Origin of the sequence: Zobellia uliginosa (assembly GCF_900156625.1) — a bacterium.
Classification (GTDB): Bacteria; Bacteroidota; Bacteroidia; order Flavobacteriales; family Flavobacteriaceae; genus Zobellia; species Zobellia uliginosa.
In genome coordinates, this window is the sequence record NZ_FTOB01000002.1 from 345755 (window position 1) to 363989 (window position 18235).

13 protein-coding genes are annotated in these 18235 nt (G+C 43.9%); 9 read left to right on the plus strand and 4 right to left on the minus strand.

Annotation, left to right across the window (positions count from 1 at the left end; all coding sequences use genetic code 11):
• Positions 1-6 precede the first annotated feature (6 nt).
• Positions 7-2673, minus strand: a complete 2667-nt coding sequence (locus BW980_RS06210) for a PAS domain S-box protein (RefSeq protein ID WP_076454074.1) — start codon at positions 2671-2673, stop codon at positions 7-9.
• A gap of 172 nt (positions 2674-2845) precedes the next feature.
• A complete protein-coding gene (locus BW980_RS06215) occupies positions 2846-3709 on the minus strand; it encodes an AraC family transcriptional regulator (protein ID WP_076454075.1) in 864 nt (287 codons plus the stop codon).
• Between the two features lie 161 nt (positions 3710-3870).
• Here BW980_RS06215 and BW980_RS06220 point away from each other — a divergent pair, with 161 nt between their 5' ends.
• The 9 genes from BW980_RS06220 to BW980_RS06260 all read left to right on the plus strand — a co-directional run bounded on the left by BW980_RS06220 (position 3871) and on the right by BW980_RS06260 (position 15005).
• Positions 3871-7374: a PVC-type heme-binding CxxCH protein gene (locus BW980_RS06220; RefSeq protein WP_076454076.1), complete on the plus strand. Its 3504-nt coding sequence runs from the start codon at positions 3871-3873 to the stop codon at positions 7372-7374.
• Positions 7375-7393: 19 nt separating this feature from the next.
• Positions 7394-8251 carry a sugar phosphate isomerase/epimerase family protein gene (locus BW980_RS06225; RefSeq protein ID WP_076454077.1) on the plus strand — a complete coding sequence of 286 codons (858 nt, stop codon included), beginning with the start codon at positions 7394-7396 and terminating at the stop codon, positions 8249-8251.
• A 12-nt stretch (positions 8252-8263) separates the two neighbouring features.
• Complete coding sequence (locus BW980_RS06230) at positions 8264-9394, plus strand: Gfo/Idh/MocA family protein (RefSeq protein ID WP_076454078.1); 1131 nt, start codon at positions 8264-8266, stop codon at positions 9392-9394.
• Positions 9395-9527: 133 nt separating this feature from the next.
• A complete protein-coding gene (locus BW980_RS06235) occupies positions 9528-10616 on the plus strand; it encodes a sensor histidine kinase (protein ID WP_076454079.1) in 1089 nt (362 codons plus the stop codon).
• Positions 10617-10618: 2 nt separating this feature from the next.
• Entirely contained in the window at positions 10619-11941 is a 1323-nt protein-coding gene (locus BW980_RS06240; RefSeq protein ID WP_076454080.1) for a sigma-54-dependent transcriptional regulator, read from the plus strand.
• 194 nt (positions 11942-12135) lie between these two features.
• Positions 12136-12570, plus strand: a complete 435-nt coding sequence (locus tag BW980_RS06245) for a GreA/GreB family elongation factor (RefSeq protein ID WP_139327621.1) — start codon at positions 12136-12138, stop codon at positions 12568-12570.
• A 34-nt stretch (positions 12571-12604) separates the two neighbouring features.
• Positions 12605-12967 (plus strand): hypothetical protein, encoded by a 363-nt coding sequence (locus tag BW980_RS06250; RefSeq protein ID WP_076454082.1) that lies wholly within the window; start codon positions 12605-12607, stop codon positions 12965-12967.
• A 317-nt stretch (positions 12968-13284) separates the two neighbouring features.
• Entirely contained in the window at positions 13285-14577 is a 1293-nt protein-coding gene (locus BW980_RS06255; protein WP_076454717.1) for a Glu/Leu/Phe/Val family dehydrogenase, read from the plus strand.
• Positions 14578-14588: 11 nt separating this feature from the next.
• Complete coding sequence (locus BW980_RS06260) at positions 14589-15005, plus strand: GreA/GreB family elongation factor (protein ID WP_076454083.1); 417 nt, start codon at positions 14589-14591, stop codon at positions 15003-15005.
• Between the two features lie 92 nt (positions 15006-15097).
• Here BW980_RS06260 and BW980_RS06265 read toward each other — a convergent pair whose 3' ends face one another.
• Positions 15098-16165, minus strand: a complete 1068-nt coding sequence (locus BW980_RS06265; protein ID WP_175609862.1) for a lactonase family protein — start codon at positions 16163-16165, stop codon at positions 15098-15100.
• A gap of 102 nt (positions 16166-16267) precedes the next feature.
• Entirely contained in the window at positions 16268-18211 is a 1944-nt protein-coding gene (locus tag BW980_RS06270; protein WP_076454085.1) for a cellulase N-terminal Ig-like domain-containing protein, read from the minus strand.
• Positions 18212-18235: the final 24 nt, after the last annotated feature.

An 18235-nucleotide genomic window follows, 5' to 3' on the forward strand; every position in this document is an offset into this window, starting at 1 on the left:
TTATACTCAATTAAAATTTATTGTGAAAGTAGTTCCGACATCTACCTGACTGGTAGCGGTAATAGTCCCCCCCATAGCTTCTACCTGTGATTTGGTCAAGAATAGTCCTACGCCTTTGGCTTCGGGATGTCTATGGAATACTTTGTTAAGACCGAAAAGTTTGTTACCGTGCTTTTCGAGGTCAATGCCCAGGCCATTGTCCTTGAATTGCAGCATTATTTTACCATTTACTGTCATTGATTTTATCTCTAATTCAAGAGTGCGTTCTTCACTTCTGTATTTTATGGCATTGCTTATTAAATTCAAGAATATGCTTTTTAAATATATGGTATGGTAACGTATAACTTGACATTCCGAAAAATCAGCGGTAATTCGGGCTCCCGATTTTAATATTTCACCTGCTAAAATTTCCTCTGTTCGGTGAAGCACCTGTTTAAACTTAATATCGGCAATATCGTCTTCATTATGTTCACTTTTAATTTTTAACGTTTCAACTAGAGTATTTAGTGTTGTGGTAAGGTGATTTATTACCATTTCGAATTTGTCGAATAAGCTTTCACGTAAGATTTTGCTATCTGTAGTTTTGTAAATGTCTAGTAATGAGTTTAGATTGCTTACCGGGGCACGAAGGTTATGTGAGGTGATATGGGTGAAGTCGGCCAGTTGTTGGTTTTTGTCGGTAAGTGTTTTGGCCAGTATTTCAAGGTTTTCCTTTGCTTTTATAATTTTTCGTTGTGCCGCCTTTTGCTTGGTGATATCACGAACGGCCAGTGAAACCAAGGTGCCTTCTTCGGTTTGTAAAGGGGCCATGTTTATTTGAACCGGTATTTTTTGACCTGTTTTTCGAATGCCGAAAAGCGGTTCGGTTATGCCTAGTTGCTTCACTTTTGAACCGTTGAAGAATGAACTTATATTTTTCTTGCTGAGAGGTAAGATCTCTTGAGGTATGATTTTGGAAACGGGCTGGTCCAACAATTCTTCTGAGGTAAACTGAAATAGGTGTTCGGTTTGCTTGTTGGTGAGTTGGATATAACCGGAGCTGTTAATGATGACCATGGCATCAGGGGCTGATTCTAAAAGCCCCTTAAATTTCTTTTCGGCCATTTTGAGTTCGGTAACGTCTTGGGCCGTACCGATCAATTCTACCACATTTCCTTCCGTATTTAGAACTACCTCGCCAATATTATTTATAATTTTTATATTGCCCTTGGCCGTAATGATACGATGTGTGTAGTTTTTAAACTCTTTATTTACGACACTTTCTTCATTATGGGTCACTACCGATTCACGGTCTTCAGGGTGGATGTAGCTCAGGAAATCTTCGAAGGTAAGCATGGTACTGCTGTTTTCGATTTCAAGTATTCTCAATAGGTTTTTCGAATGAAAGGTCTCGCCGGTATATGGCTTATAACGCCAGTTACTTATTTTGGTAAGTTGTTCGGCATAGTTCAAACGCTCGTTTTTAATGACGAGTCTGCGTTCTATTTTCTTTAATCTTGAAATGTCGGTAGCTACTACGGTAAAACCGATATTTATTCCTTCGTCGTTTCTAAGGTTGGATACCGTGGCCTGAACAGGTACACTTGTACCATCTTTTCGGATATAGTTCCATTCCCTTGTATCACTGAGTTCTTCGTAGGTGATATCGGAATAGTGGTTGAAATTTGCGGGTGATTTTCCGATCAGGGTAGCTACATCATACTTGAATTTTTTTACTTCTTCTAAAGGCAGGAAATCGGCCGGTGTTTTTTTGCCGATCATTTCTTCGGCCGAATAGCCTAAAAGCCTTTCTGCCCCTTTGTTAAAATGGTCGATAAAGCCCGATTCGCCCGTAGAGAAAATTACGTTGTGGTTCGAATTGAAAATAGATCTTAACTGGGCATGGGCCTTGTTTAGTTCTAATTTTGAAAATGTAACATCACTGATATCTTGAACGAGACCGACCACACTTTTAAACTGGCCATCTATGATTTCGGGTTTCCCAATGACACGGACCCATCGGCGATTCCCCTTGGCGGTAATAAGTTCAAAATTAAGGTCAAAGGAAATCTTCTTCTCAATGGCGTCTTGAATATGGGCGCTGAGTCTGGGGCGACTGTACTTTTCTTCAAAGAAATTTATGGCCTCCTCAAGACTAGGGGTGTATTCGTCTTGAATCTCATGTATTTCACGGGTTATTTTACTCCAATATACCTTATTGTCGGTTAAACTGATTTCCCAAGTGCCCAATCGGGCCACTTCCTTGGTTTGTGCAAAAATATCTTCGGTCCGTTCTTTTTTGAGTTCATTTTCCTTTTGTGGGGTAATGTCTATGGTATTGATAAAGAGGCCCCCGACCTCTCCTTCAGAAATGAACCAAGGGAAAATCTCCCAATGGAGCCATTTTACCTTCCCGCTTTTATTCATAAAGCTGGCTTCATCGGTTGTATTGACCCCCTCGGTAAGACATTTTTGGTGGACTTCTTTTGAGCTTTTACTTATTTTAGGAAATAAATCATAGTAGCTAGATCCCACTATTTCTACGCCTTGCAAATTATATTCTTTTATCCAACGTTGTGATGCGGCAATACAATGCATATTCTTATCGAGCATTACAATAGTAGTAGGCGCCTGCTCGATAAATATTTTATGGTATGGTATTTTTGATTCCGCTTTTTCGGTTGATTTCTCCAAATTGGTTAGGTTTATAAGAATATACCTTCAAGATAGTTATAATTTACTGATGAAGGCTTTGGCTTTTCGTTTTTTTATGCGTAAAAAATGAAAATGGCCCAATCGCGCCCTAAAAACATGTGAATATTCCGTAAATCCCGTGATTTTAAGCTATTATGGGAATTTTTTGGGCCTATTTCATTTGGTAACGTTCTTTGTATGCTGTAGGGGTGTGGTTGGTAGCGGCCTTAAACTGTCGGTTAAAGTTAGACAAGGTTCTAAACCCACTTTGGTAACAGGCTTGTGAAGCGGTCATTTTTTTATCGATAAGTAATTTACAGGCATGGCCAATCCGTATTTCGTTTACGAATTCAGAGAAGGTTTTATTGGCGTGGGTCTTAAAATACCTGCTGAAAGACGTTGGGGTCATATTGGTGAGCTCGGCCATCTCGGTTATACCAATTTTTCGCGTAAAGTGTTTCATGACATGGGCATAGACCCGGTTCATCCGTTCGGTATCGCCTTCCCTTAAGGTATTGGTGTAACCGGAACTTGCCAAGACTTGCAAATCTTCGGTCTTGGCAAGAAGGTTTAAAATGTGAAGGAGGCCGAGAACAGAATCAAATCCTTCCAAATCAGGGAGCTTCATTATTTTCTGTTGAATGATCGGTGCCGTTTGCCCTATAACATCAAAGCCCCGTAGGCTCTTTTTTAAAAGCTGTCGCAGTTCAATGTACTCTTCCTTGTTCAGAAGCGATTCGCTGATGAAATCGTGGTCAAAGTAAACCACTATGCCTTCTGCCTTAGCTTCTTGATCGGATTCTACAGGGTCGCTCTTCCATAGATGGGGTAGGTTTGGCCCGGTAAAGGTAATATCGCCCTGCTGAAATTGTTTTACATGATCGCCTACAAAACGCGTGCCTTTTCCTTTCAATACCATGAATAATTGATATTCAGGATGAAAGTGCCAGTTCGGGTCAAAAACAGGTTGCTTCAGGCGTTGAACGACGAAGGCATGGGTTTTGGGTATGGGCGATTTTTTTAGGGCAGATTTCATAACACAATAAGGGCTGAATCTTTATCGATACGATACTAATTTATCGATAAAAATGCATTTATGGGCATATAATGATATATTTCAGTCAATATCTGACAATAGACAGTCTTTGTCGCCTTCAATAAATTCATAAAATTGAATTGTATTTAGAATTCATACTTATGAAAGCCGCGATGAAATTGTTTTTTAAGTTTTTAGTAACGAGCCTTTTATTGGTTTCGTGCCACACCGAAAACAATCGAAAGATGTCTCTTGACGACCAACCAAGAAAGATAGAACTGTTGTTTTTGGGGCACGATCAAGAGAATCATGATTCAAGGGCATACATGCCGGTACTGGCCTCGGCCCTGGCCAAGGATGGAATCAATATTACCTATTCTGAAGATGTGGACGATATTAATGCCGAGAACCTCGGTCTGTACGACGGACTGATCCTTTACGCCAATCACGAGCACATCGATACCGACCAAGAGAAGGCTTTGTTAAATTTTGTAGCGGACGGGAAGGGATTCATTCCCATTCATTCGGCCAGCTTTTGTTTTAAGAATTCCGAGGCCTATATCGATTTGGTAGGAGGCCAGTTCTCTAGCCATAAAACCGGAAGGTTTACGGCAAGTATTGTCGACTCTACACATGCGATAATGAAGAATATAGAGGAGTTCGAAACCTGGGATGAAACCTATGTACACGATAAAATAGCCGATGATATTAAGATCCTGATGGAACGTGTTGAAGCAAAACATCGAGAACCGTACACATGGGTAAAAAACTATGGGGAAGGAAAGGTGTTCTATACGGCTTTGGGCCATGATGCACGTACGTGGGAAAATCCTAAATTCCACAAGCTTCTTAGGGAGGGAATTCTTTGGGCCGTAAACGATAAGGTAAAACAGAACTGGAAGGCCTTTGTAAAAGAAATGCCCGAATTGAAATATGAAGAAAGGGAGAATATACCCAATTATGAAAAACGCGACCCGCCATTAAAGTATCAATTGCCCCTATCGGCAGCGGAGTCGGCTAAGCTGATACAGGTTCCACCGGGTTTTGAGTTGCAATTATTTGCTTCCGAACCCGATATTGTGAACCCCATAGCTGCAAATTGGGACGAAAGGGGAAGGCTGTGGGTCATAGAAACGGTCGATTACCCCAATACCGTCCGCAACGATAAGGGCCAGGGCGATGATCGTATCAAAATATTGGAAGATACCGATGGCGATGGCCGGGCGGATAAGGTTACGGTTTTTGCCGATAAATTGAATATCCCTACCAGTTTTACATTTTATAATGGGGGAATTATAGTTTCCCAAGCCCCCCAATTCTTGTTTTTAAAAGATGTCGATGGCGATGATAGGGCCGATATCAAAGAAACCTTGATAGACGGATGGGGCGTTTTTGATACCCATGCCGGCCCTTCCAATCTCCAAAGGGGAATAGATAATAAAATATATGGCGTTGTCGGATATTCGGGTTTTAAGGGGGAGATCTTTGATGAAGAATACCAATTTTCACAAGGCATGTATCGCTTTGATCCCAAAAAGGAAACCTTTGAGTTTTTAACGCGAACCAGTAACAATACCTGGGGCTTGGGGATAACCGAAGATAATTCCCTTTTTGCCTCTACCGCGAACAATACCCACAGTGTGTATCTGGGTATTCCCGATAAAAATTTAAAAGGTGTAGAAGGAATTCCTTTAAACGGAAGCCTAAAGATAGATGGGCATTACGATATACGGCCCATAACAAAAAACATAAGACAGGTAGATGTTTTTGGCGGATTTACCGCCGCTGCGGGACATCACTTCTATACGGCAAGGGATTACCCTAGCAGTTACTTTAATAAGGTTGCCTTTGTATGCGAACCTACGGGAGGTATCGTTCATATGGCCAAAATTCACCAAGAAGGGGCTGGCTATGTTGAAACCGATGGAGGGAACCTATTGGCCAGTTCCGATGAATGGGTATCACCCGTAGAAGCCAAAGTGGGGCCTGATGGCGCCGTTTGGGTTTTAGATTGGTACAATTTTATCATTCAGCACAATCCCACTCCCAATATCGAAAGAGGGGGATACGATGCCGTAAACGGAAAGGGAAATGCCTACGAAAATCCGCTTAGGGATAAATCAAGAGGCCGTATCTACAGGGTGGTTTCACGAATGAACGGTGTGGGACAAAAAATGGACTTAGATTCAACTGATCCCAAGGCCTTGGTAAAGGCGCTTTCGCATAGCAATATGTTCTGGCGTATGACGGCACAACGGCTATTGGTAGAAAGAGGAAAGCGCGACGTAGTGAAGCCACTCGCCAAATTGGTCGCCAAAAATAAGGTAGACGAGCTGAATATGAATCCGGCGGCCCTTCATGCGCTATGGACCCTGGAAGGCTTGGGCGCTTTGGAGGCCACCCCTGAATTGTACGAACTGGTGGAAAAGGCCCTAAAGCATCCGGCCCCATCCGTGCGAAAGGCGGCCCTACAGATCTTGCCTAAAAATAAAGGAAGCGATGAGGCGATTTTAAAGGGAGGGATGTTGAACGATAAGGACCCGAAGGTACGTTTGGCCGCCTTGCTGTATTTTTCCGAAAGGCCGGAGTCCGTAAAAATCGGAAACTTGCTCTACCAGTTGAGCAAGGAAGCGGAAATTGTAGAAGATACTTGGTTGTCAAAGGCCTTATATGTCGCCGCTAGTGCACACGCCAAGGGCTTTATGCAAAAGGTAAAATTACAAAGGCCCAATTTGCATGAGACCAAAAGGGAAGTAAAAAGGTTTGTCATAGACTATGATGACAGTCATTGGAAAACGATGGAACTTCCACAACTTATTGAGGATGCCGGTCTCGATATGGATGGAATCATTTGGTTTAGGAAAGAGGTGGTGATTTCAAGTGATGTTTCCATTGGCACGGCAACAATTTCCCTAGGGCCCATCGACGATTCCGACGTGGTTTATCTCAATGGGGAAAGAGTTGGGGGAATTGAACAGAGATATGACATAGACCGGGTATATAAGATTCCTAAAGGGGTTTTAAGAAAGGGGAGGAACAGTATTGCCGTTCGTGTCGAGGATACCGGAGGAGGCGGTGGAATTTATGGAAAGGAAAGCCAAATGTTCTTACAGTTCGGAAAACAGAAAATACCATTGTCTGGAAAATGGGGCTATGAAGTCGAAAAAAAACTATTGGGGAATACCGATGAGATTTTTGCCACTTCAAGCATTGCCGAAGTTTTTGCCAAGGCCTATATCGACAAAATCGATATGGTAGAAAATAAAACGGACATAGATGAAGGGCGTTTGGTGGTCACCATGCAAACCGTCAAGAACGAAATGAAATACGACCTGTCGGAATTTGTGGTGACTGCGGGAGAGTCGGTTGAATTGATTCTTGAAAACGTCGATTTTATGCAGCATAATTTGGTAATCGTAAAGCCCGGTGCAATGGAGAAAGTGGGACTGGCTTCTGATAAGCTTGCCGCCGACCCTAAAGGTGCCGAACAAAATTACGTGCCAAAAATGGACGAAGTGCTTTTTGCTACGACCTTGGTCGATCCCGAACAAACGGTGAGCTTAAAATTTACCGCTCCCAGCGAGCCGGGGGAATATCCCTTTATCTGTACGTTTCCGGGGCATTGGCGCATTATGAAAGGTGTAATGAAGGTCGTACCGAACTAACCCATATAAAAAGAAATACGTGAACGATAAAATACAATTTGGTGTCAGCACCTGGTTATGGCAATCCCCTTTTACTTCAGAATCGGTATCCCTCTTTCCCAAGATAAAAAAGATGGGATTCGATATAGTGGAGATCCCGGTCGAGATGCCTTCTAAAATCGATGGAAAACTGGTGAAAAAGGCCCTTGATGATAACGGGCTTCGGGCAACGGTCTGTGGGGCCTTTGGTCCGACCAAAGACTTGACGGCAGACGATACGGCCTTGCATAAAAACTGTTTTGACTATGTGGCGGATTGTTTTGCCCTCTGTAACCTTTTGGAAATCGACTTCTTGGCCGGACCCATGTATTCGGCCGTAGGAAAGGCACGTATGGTCTCTCAGGAACAACGCAAGGTGGAATGGGGGCGAGCGGTGGGCAATTTGTACCGGGTATGTGAAATGGCCCAAACGTATGGGCTATCTATCGCCTTGGAACCTTTGAACCGGTTTGAATCGGACCTGGTCAATACGGCAAAAGATGTGATGCGATTAATTCATGACATCAACCAGCCCAATGCAAAGGTCTTGCTTGACGGATTTCATATGACCATTGAAGAAGGAAATATCAGGGAGGCCATACAATTGGTAGGCGACAAATTGATACACCTTCAGGTTTCCGAGAATCACCGTGGAATACCCGGAACGGGACTCACCCCTTGGTCCGATTTTAAAAAGGGGCTCGACGATATAGCGTATACAGGGGCGGTGGTCATAGAGAGTTTCACCCCTGAAATAGAAGAACTGGCCGGAGCGGTATGTATATGGAAAAACCTAGCCGAAAGCCAAGATCGATTTGCCTCCGAAGGCATCCATTTTTTAAAGCAAACATTTGCATAACACATTAGAGCCATGAATAAACAAAAAATCAATATTGCCATTGTCGGACTCGGTTTCGGGGCCGAATTCATTCCTATTTATCAGAAACATCCCCATGCCGATTTGGTGGCCGTATGTCAGCGAAATGAAGAAAAGCTCAATCAATTGGCCGATACTTTTGGTATCGAAAAAAGATACACTTCTTACGAAGCTTTGTTGGAAGACCCCGAAATCGATGCGGTACATATCAACACGCCCATTCCCGATCACGGAAGGCAATCGATATTGGCCCTTAAGGCCGGAAAACATGTGGCGTGTACCGTACCCATGGCTACCACCCTCGAAGAATGTGAGGAAATCGTTCGTCTGACCGAAGAAAGCGGACTTACCTATATGATGATGGAAACCGTGGTATATGCCCGTGAGTTCTTGTTCATGAAAGAATTGTACGAGAACGGTGAATTAGGCAAGGTTCAATTTGTAAAGGCGAGCCATCAGCAAGATATGGACGGCTGGCCCAATTATTGGCCGGGTCTTCCTCCCATGCATTATGCCACACACTGTGTGGGGCCCGTTTTGGCACTGACCCGTGGGGAGGCGGAATATGTTTCCTGTTTCGGTTCGGGTACCATTCGCGAAGAATTGATACCGCATTACAACTCCACCTTTGCGGTAGAAACCACCCATATCAAATTCAGGAATTCCGATTTGAGCGCACAGGTCTACCGTTCCCTCTTCGATGTGGCCCGACAGTACAGGGAGAGTTTTGAGGTATACGGCTCAAAGAAATCCGTAGAATGGCCCCTTATTGAAGGAAGACCATTGGTAGTGCATACCGCTAAAAAACCGGAGCCTGAAATCCCGGAAGAAATCGAGAGTCCCGATTTCGCAAAATTGTTGCCGGAAGAAATCCAACATTTTACTACCAAAGGGGTCTACGATTCCGAAGAACATCAACACTTAAGTTTTACCCAAGGCGCCGGCCACGGAGGTTCGCATCCGCATTTGGTGCACGAGTTTGTCAATGCCCTGGTCGAATGGAAGGCCCCCTATCCGAATGCCAGGCAATCGGCCAATATAACCTGTGTCGGAATCTTGGCCCATGAGTCGGCCCTAAAGGGCGGCGAACTTATAAAGCTACCCGATTTTACGTTTGAGAAATAACCTGTACCGACCCATTGGTTATTTTTTTTAAGTTGAGACCGCCCCCATTTTGTACGGTCTCAACTTTTTTTGTTTATACTTCGACGAAGTCTACTATAAATGTGATCTTTGTAAATAGAACTATTTCTGAAGTATGGCTACGATCAAACACAAATTAAAAGAACGCATCAAGGAGTTGACCTGTCTCTATGAGGTAACTTCCATAATTGTAAATTCAGATTTTGACCAGCTTGAAACCTCATTGGAGGCTATTGTACATTCGCTTAAAAAGGCTTTGCAGTTCAACAATGTGGCGGAGGCCTACCTAAATTTGGAAGACTATTCGGTACAGACCGAAGGTTTTCATTCCAAGATGACCATTATGCACGCCGACATCAAGGTGTTCAATAAGGTCAGTGGGGTAATAGAAGTCGGTTATCCGGAGGATAGGTATTTTTATGTGGACTTTCTTGAGGAAGAAAAAGACCTGCTGAACAATGTGGCCATTGCGATAGGAAGCCTACTCGAGCGAAAACAGATCAGGGATAGCGAGGCCAAGGTGAAACGCCAAATGGAACGGACCGACAGGCTGCACATATTGGGCGAGATTACGGCCGGCATCGCTCATGAACTCAATACCCCCTTGGCAAATATTTTAGGCTTTACCGAATTGCTCAAAGAGCGGGTAAAAGATAAAGGAGCCTTGAGAGATCTTGATAAAATTGTTGAAAATGCCATCTACAGTAGGGAGATAGTCAAGAAGCTGATGTTCTTTGCCTGCGAAATGCCGCAAGAGATGAAAATGGTGGAACTGAACCCCATTGTAGAAAGCACCCTAAAATTGTTGACCCCCTCGTTACGCGCCAAGAACATTCGCCTGACCAAAAAAATCAGTTCAAAGTCCATTCAACTGCGGGCCGATAAGGTGCAGCTTACCCAGGTACTCTTTAACCTGGTGATGAACGCTATCTATTATTCACCCGTGAAGGGAGAGGTGGTTGTATCGGTCGAAGAAAAGGGTAAGACAATTCAAATCGGTATTTCAGATCAGGGAGAAGGCATAGGGGCACAGATAGAAGATAAGATCTTTGAACCTTTCTTTACTACTAAGCCCTTGGGTGAGGGTTCCGGTTTGGGGTTAAGTGTGGTGCACGGTATTATCAGTAGCCATAAAGGTAGCATCGAACACAGGCCGAACAAACCCAAAGGAACGATTTTCATTCTAGATTTTCCTAAATTGTAGACATGCTTCAAAAAGAGAACATTTTATTGGTCGATGACGACATCAATATCCTAGAGTTATTACAACGTCATCTTCAGTCGATGAACTATCATACCTACAAGGCGGTTTCGGTCAAGGAAGCCCTACATGTGATGAAAGATACGTTTATAGACCTCCTCATCACCGATATTCAAATGCCCGAGGTAGATGGCTTGCAATTGTTGAAGTTTGCAGATGAGCATTACCCTGAAGTGCCAAAGTTGGTGATTACGGGATATCCTTCGGTAGATGGGGGCTTAGAGGTGATTAAGTCGGGGGCCATCGATTATTTGACCAAGCCCTTTACCAAGGAAGAGCTGCGTCAGGCGGTAGAAAAAGCTTTCGAGCATGGTGAAAGCCGAAGGGCTAAAAAAATCAATAAGCCCGGAGCACAAAAGTTCGTAAATAATGAAATGATCGGTGAATCGGAAGCATTTCAGAAGATTACCGATGTAATCGAGAGGGTCAAAGACAATAAGGCGACGGTCTTGGTAAAAGGCGAAAGTGGTACCGGTAAAGAACTTGTGGCCCGGGCCATTCATTATTCGGGCAAGTTTTCCCGCTCTCCTTTTGTGGCCGTCAATTGCGGGGCCATACCCGAAAATTTATTGGAGGCCGAACTTTTTGGTTATGTAAAAGGGGCCTTTACGGGAGCCAATGACAATAGGGATGGTTTCTTTCAGGCCGCAGAGGGCGGCACCTTGTTTCTAGATGAAATAGGAACGGCGCCCTTGAGTGTACAGACCAAGTTGTTGCGGGTACTTCAAGAGAAAGAGCTGACCAAGGTGGGTTCTAGAAAAACGGAAGCAGTGGATATTCGTGTGATTGCGGCTACAAATTCCGATTTGCAACAAGACATTAAGGACCATAAATTTCGAGAAGACCTATATTACCGTCTAACGGTAGTGGAAATAGATGTTCCGCCATTACGTGAACGGAAGTCCGATATCCCCCTTTTGGTCGATAAGTTTTTAAGAAAGTACGGGGTAGAGTACAAGGACCGTTTGCTAAAGATCACTCCAGACGCCCTAGAGGTGTTAAAACGCTACGATTGGCCGGGTAACATCAGGGAGCTGGAAAACGTGATCCAACGGGCCGTTATCATGTCTAACGGGGCCATAACGGTCAAAGAACTTCCCGATACGCTAAAGTTTAAAATCGATTTTCCGCAGACCTCCTTTCCTCCCTTAAAACAAATGGAAAAGGAATATATACAACGTGTACTGCTACATACACAGGGCAATAAGACCAAGGCGGCCGAAATTCTTCAAATAGACCGTAAGACCTTACGTGAAAAGCTTAAGTAAGGAGGTGGGGAGTTTTTCTCCCAATGGGTAAATTCTCCTCGGTTCGTTTTTCTTCACTTTCAAAACAATTAATTGTTTGTGGTTGATTGTCAATCATTTGTATTTATTTTTTGGTTTTGGCCTACGTATGGGTATGGCTTTTGCTCAAGTCTTGGCACAAGAAATTTGAGCGGACACTTAAAAAGCAAATACATATGAAGTACGGTAGTTTGGTGTTCGTCAAGAACGATTTTAAAGAGGTTAAAAAATGCCTTGAACGAAATAAGTATATAGAGGATTACAGCCATAAGGATGTGCTCGAGGTTTTTGAAGGGAATTTAGCGACCGCCTTGGTGGTCGAGGCCGAGGATATGCCACAAGATGTGGTACGGTTGAATTCCATGGTTACGGTGAGCAGCATATTCGGATGGGAGAAAATATTTCAAGTGGTTCGGCCCAAGGATGCATGCATTGAAAACGAAAGATTTTCCCTGTGCAGTAAGATTGGGGCTTCCGTTTTGGGGCTTTCCGAAGATGATGTTTTTCAATATGGTTCCCCTGCAGATAGTATTTCGTTGAAAATCGTAAAGGTAGACCACTATCACGATGAGTTGAAAGGGGCTATGGAAATAGAAAATCTACCGGTTTAAAACTTAGAATTATTAACCTTAAAAAGAGTAAAGGATGATTAAATATATAGTAGTGTTTTTCTTTTCGGCGAATCTGTTGCATGCACAGGGAGATATCCATAAGGAAGGAGAGCAAGTGAAGGTGGGCGATGTACTTGAAATAGGAGTGCCTACGAGCCATAAATACAAGCATATAGAATTTCCTAGGGCCAATTTCATTATAAAAAGGGGAGGTTTGGCCAATTATAAGTCTTTAAAAGGAAACAAGGTAGTGGTAACGTCTATTGAAGAAGGAAAAGACGGCGCTACCGAGATAAAAATAAAGCGCAAAGATGGCGGTCGTTTCTTCGGGAGCCATACGCTCATCTCCGCAGATATCGACGATGCATTGGCATCGGGCGAGTTGCTTACAAATTAGTTTTGATAGTTGGTTATGAAAATCTGCCCGGTTGTCCGCGCCTTATGGTTTACCCTATAAGGTTATCGGGCAGGTTTCATTGGTTGTTAATCTAAAAAACTAGCATCGTATGAACTTATTTACCAGAAGTATTTGCAATACGTGTCAACATGTAAATAGTTGCGTAGTTACATCCAACAAACATTTTATCCGTTCGTGTAGTGAATATATGCATGTACACGACCAAACTCAAGCGGATAACGGTAATCTCAAACCGAAAACGCAACGCCACAAGAGAAATCGCAAGGCCGAAGAGGTCTTATTTTAAGTATACAAATATGATAGTTAAAACACCCGAGCAAAAAAAAGCTTTAAAACAAGGCATGCTCGCAAACGTGATGCGACAGTTCGATAACGTTGCCGACATCATTGATCTTAACCCAAATATCAGAAAGATATTAGAGGTGACCAACAACGAACTCGTTGTTCATTTTCCGGTACGGATGGATGATGGCGAAGTTGAAATCTTTACAGGGTACAGGGTGCAGCACAACAATTCGTTGGGCCCTTATAAAGGGGGACTTCGCTATCACCCTACGGTAGATATCGATGCAGCACGTGCCTTGGCTATGTGGATGACCTGGAAAACTTCATTGGCAGGTTTGCCGTACGGCGGTGCCAAGGGAGGTATTCAATTAGATCCTACCAAATATTCGAATGACGAGTTGCAGCGCATCACGCGCAGGTTTACGTATGCCTTGGGCGATAATATCGGTCCAGAGCTCGATATACCCGCTCCAGATGTGAACACAAACCCCCAGACCATGGCGTGGATCTTAGACACGTACATGTCTACAAAATCACCGGCAGAGCGGTCGACCAATATGCATGTGGTTACGGGTAAGCCAATTGGGGCCGGAGGTTCACAAGGGCGTGACCGGGCTACGGGCTACGGCGTGTTCTTAAATATCAAATTTTGGGCGGAGCACAAGAACATAGACCTGAAAGACAAACGGTTTATTGTTCAAGGCTTCGGTAATGTAGGGTATTGGGCTGCGCATTTTCTGGAAAAGGAAGGCGCTTCAATGATCGCCGTTCAAGATGCCTACGGCAGTATCGTAAACGAAGATGGTATTTCTGTAGAAGACCTCTTGGCATACACCAAGGCCAATAAAGGCAGTATCATGGGATTTGCAAAGGCAGAAACCTTAGATAATGTCGCCTTCTTTGGATTGGATTGTGATATCTGTATCCCTGCCGCATTGGGCAACCAAATTACGGAGGCCAATGCATCTTCGGTCAAAGCCTATTTGATTGCCGAGGGAGCCAATGGTCCGACCGATGTTGCCGCAGAAGAGATCCTATTGAAAAAAGGAGTGGCTATTTTACCGGATATCCTTTGTAATTCAGGAGGGGTTATCGGAAGCTATTTTGAATGGCTTCAAAACCGCAACGGTGAGATTTGGCAATTGGATGAAGTGCTTCAAAAGCTAGAGAAAAAGCTTAGGGAGTCTTTTATCAAAGTAGTGGAAACTTCCGAAAGCCGGAAGATAGATATGCGTACTGCGGCTTTTATCATAGCCATAGAACGCTTAGAAGAAGCTTATGTTCAACGAGGTATTTTTCCATAAATAATAGAATCATGAAGTATGGTGGCTTAGTAATAGAGAAGAAAGAGTATGTGCTGTTGAAAAGGTTCATGAACCTGACGGGCTATTATAAAGACAAGACGCTTCGCAAATCGGTCGAGAAGTTAGTAGGCGAATTAGAGTCTGCCCAAATTCGGGACGAAGCCGAGATGCCGGAAGATGTTATTCGTTTTAATTCGACCGTTAGCATTGTATCTGAAACGGGGTGGCGCAAAAAGTTCAAACTGGTAGTGCCCACCGAGAGCGATGTGAACAGTAATAAAATTTCAATTTTGACCCCCATGGGTGCAGCCGTAATCGGTTATGCCCAAGGCGATACTTTAATATGGGACTTTCCTGCCGGAGAGCAGCGAATGGTCATAGAAGAAGTAGATCAAGAACATAAGTATATCAATCTAGATATAATTTAGAAAGCACGGATAGTTAGTTTTACTCTCTCCTTTTGGCGACACGTAAATCCATGGCAATTTTTTTACATTTATCGGCCAAGAGGAGAGAATAACTATCTGAATTTAAGGCATACCGGTTGAGGTAGGCCTATTTTTTTTCCTGTAAATGATAGCAAGCCGGAGTCTTTGTCCCGTTTAAATACGGCAATGTCGTCGGTTTTTCTATTGGCGACGAGCAGAAAATTATTGCCAGGCGACAAAGTAAAATTACGAGGCCAGTCCCCTTGAACGGGTTCGGTGCCCAAGGAGGTCATATGCCCATCGTCCGATACCGAAAAAATAGCAATACTGTTATGTCCGCGATTACTGGCGTATAAAAACTTACCGTCATCGCTCAAATGGATATCGGCACAGGCATTCGGGCCGTCATATCCTAAGGGAAGCGTGCTCTTTTTGTCAATGGTCGTAAAAGTACCCGTCTTGGTATCCATTTCCACCGAAATTACCGAGCTGAAGAGCTCATTGATGATAAAGGCCCTATTTTTCGTGGGGTGAAATATCAAATGACGCGGTCCGTCACCCGGTTCTAATTGTAAGGCCACATGTGCTTTTTCCAGTGCACCGTTATTGGAGACGGGGTAGGCCAAAATTTGGTCGGTACCAAGGTCTACCGCATAGAGAAAATCGCCCGACTTACTGAATTTTACACAATGCGCATGGGCCGATTTTTGATTGGGGTGTGGACCATCGCCTTCGTGCTGTCGGGCTACGGGCTTTCCGCTTATTTCCCCGTTTTCGTCAACGGCATACATAACAATGCTTCCCGAACCGTAGTTGGCGGCAGCTAGAAGGTCTTCATTTGAACTCAATTCAATATAGCAGGCACCATCGCCTTCACTTGGTAAATTCGAAATTTTTTCCAATTGGTTTCCGTCTTCGTTCCATACAAAGGCCGAAACGCTTCCAGGTTTTGTACCGTTGGAAGAGTACACCCTTTTGTCGTCCTTTGATAGGTAGAGGTAACCGGATTTTCCTTCCTTGGCCACATGTTGTATATTGGATAGTTCACCCGTTAAGGTGTTGAAGTTTAGTTGGTATATGCCGGCGTCATCCCCGTCGGCATGAGTGCCGACCAACAATTTTATATTAGGCTCAAGAACTACTTGTTTTACCTCGCTCATGGTCATTTTTTTAGATGTCTTCTTGCAGGATACCGCTGCTATTATGAGGATAAAAAAAACTGAATAATCTAAAAAATGTTTCATGTTAAAAGAGGTGTTGGTTTAGTTTTTTACGTCTAGCCTGACCGATTTGTCAAGGCCTAGATAGCCGTAAGATAAAACTAAAAAGCTTACCGACGAATTTTTCGGTATTTTGAAGCTGCCAACAAAGGTCCCGGTATTGGCTCCGCTTTCCTTCAAGTTGATCTTTTCGGTTTCCTCCCCATGCTTTAACAACACCCATCCTTGGTCAATAGCATTTCGGTCAAGGTTTAGGGCCGCCTTCAATTGAATGGTAATGCTTTGGCCCGGTTTTACACTTGATATTTCCTCTTTGTATTTCGCATCAAAAACTTTGAGGCTATGGCTTCCTAAGGTAGAGAAGGTGACTGTGGCCTGCCAACCTCGATTGGAGATGCCCCAACCTTCCGTCGCGTAGGCATTTTTTCCAAAAACGCGACCGTCGTTTTTCCCTTCAATAGCTTCGAGCTTTTCGGCAATGGGAAATTGTCCGTCTAAGGGAGAGCCATCTAGGGCGCCCCTTACCTTACCGAGTTCGCCATAGCCATGAGGATGCGACTGTGGCCATCCTTTTTCGACCCCTGCCCAATAGCCTCCGATTTTTACGCGATCCTCACTTTTGTTGCTAAGATGGGTTCCTACGGGATTCACTCCGAAAACAAAATCGGTTTGGGCCCAGCCTAAGGCACGTAAATCAGGATCGTTCAGTAAATGGGCCACGGCGAACATGGAGCCTCCTAAGGCCGGTGCCCCGCCCAATTCCTTGGTTTTGGGGTGGGCCCATTCGGTTTCGCTATGTTTGCGGTATTTCCAGAAGTTGTTGCTCTTTTGTTTCATATGAAGCGCCCAGGCTTCCAGTTTTTCCTTTATGCCTTCAGGGGCCTTGTCGGGTGCCAATAATAGAAAGAACGACAGGGCCTGTGGCGTTATGTGTTCGGCATTTCTAATCCACCACATATGACGGGGGTTATTAAAGTCCCAATTGGTAATAATATCTGAGGCACCTGATTGCGCCCATTTCAAAAACTTTTCGGGATTACCGTCTTTTTCATGTCTTTCGCATTCGTACATGAAGAGGTTACGAAAGACCGATTGCCCGTAGGCATTGCCCATTTCATTGAATTCTTGAAAGCCTTTATCGACCCATTTTGTACTGTACGTCCAAAATCGAACAACCTTATGACGGTCATAAGCTTCCCAATTGTCTAAACAGGCTTTTCGATATTTTTGATAGGTTTCTTCGGGCAAGTATGGTTTTAAGAAGGAATGATAGGCGGCACAAACGGCAGCCAGTTGGTCTAAGGTATTCCAATAATCGTATGTCATTCTCGGTTGTCCTTGATAGCCCAAGGTGCCGTGACGGGTTTTTACGGGGCCATTATAGTCAATGTATTTATAGGCAAATTCGGCGTGCCAAAGAATAAGGTCGATAAGATCGGCCACTTTTTTGTCGCCCAGTTCCGTTTTCCAATTATCGAAGAGGGCCGGGTTGCTGGCATATTGTAAAACTTCAAAGACCGCTTCGAGTCCGTATGCCCCGACGTCACGAGTGGGCCCGCCCCCATAGACCGAAGCCATGTCATAGGTTTCCAAATCGGCAAATCCCCTGGCATCGACAAAAAAGTCATAGGCCAATTTTGAAGATGCGGTTTCCAAAAGGTGGTCCGCTACGGAAAATGGAACCGAATTTCCATGGCCCTCGACCTTGATGATATATTCATCGTTTGAACCTGTGGGGTCAAACCCTGAAAACCATCCTTCATTATTCAATATTTTACCTTCAAATACCGTTTTTGACGTACGGGTATTTATAATCTGAAAGGGAGTGTCGTCTTCGGCGCCATAGCAGACAAAGCGTTTAGATTCGCCCATATTATACCCCAATTGGTTCACATAGGGTTCTAATTTTTTTGGGTCAGGTGTTGATTCTTGCGCAGAACCATAGGCTGAAGCGCACAACAAGACGGCCAGTAGTATTTTTTTCATTTTCTATTTTCTTTGTAACTGCAA

Excerpts from the sequence above, each read along its gene's own strand:
- BW980_RS06230 (WP_076454078.1), top strand. The coding sequence starts at position 8,264 with ATGAATAAACAAAAAATCAATATTGCCATTGTCGGACTCGGTTTCGGG.
- BW980_RS06260 (WP_076454083.1), top strand. The coding sequence starts at position 14,589 with ATGAAGTATGGTGGCTTAGTAATAGAGAAGAAAGAGTATGTGCTGTTG.
- BW980_RS06240 (WP_076454080.1), top strand. The coding sequence starts at position 10,619 with ATGCTTCAAAAAGAGAACATTTTATTGGTCGATGACGACATCAATATC.
- BW980_RS06265 (WP_175609862.1), bottom strand. The coding sequence starts at position 16,165 with ATGAGCGAGGTAAAACAAGTAGTTCTTGAGCCTAATATAAAATTGTTG.
- BW980_RS06250 (WP_076454082.1), top strand. The coding sequence starts at position 12,605 with ATGATTAAATATATAGTAGTGTTTTTCTTTTCGGCGAATCTGTTGCAT.
- BW980_RS06220 (WP_076454076.1), top strand. The coding sequence starts at position 3,871 with ATGAAAGCCGCGATGAAATTGTTTTTTAAGTTTTTAGTAACGAGCCTT.
- BW980_RS06270 (WP_076454085.1), bottom strand. The coding sequence starts at position 18,211 with ATGAAAAAAATACTACTGGCCGTCTTGTTGTGCGCTTCAGCCTATGGT.
- BW980_RS06245 (WP_139327621.1), top strand. The coding sequence starts at position 12,136 with ATGAAGTACGGTAGTTTGGTGTTCGTCAAGAACGATTTTAAAGAGGTT.
- BW980_RS06215 (WP_076454075.1), bottom strand. The coding sequence starts at position 3,709 with ATGAAATCTGCCCTAAAAAAATCGCCCATACCCAAAACCCATGCCTTC.
- BW980_RS06235 (WP_076454079.1), top strand. The coding sequence starts at position 9,528 with ATGGCTACGATCAAACACAAATTAAAAGAACGCATCAAGGAGTTGACC.
- BW980_RS06255 (WP_076454717.1), top strand. The coding sequence starts at position 13,285 with ATGATAGTTAAAACACCCGAGCAAAAAAAAGCTTTAAAACAAGGCATG.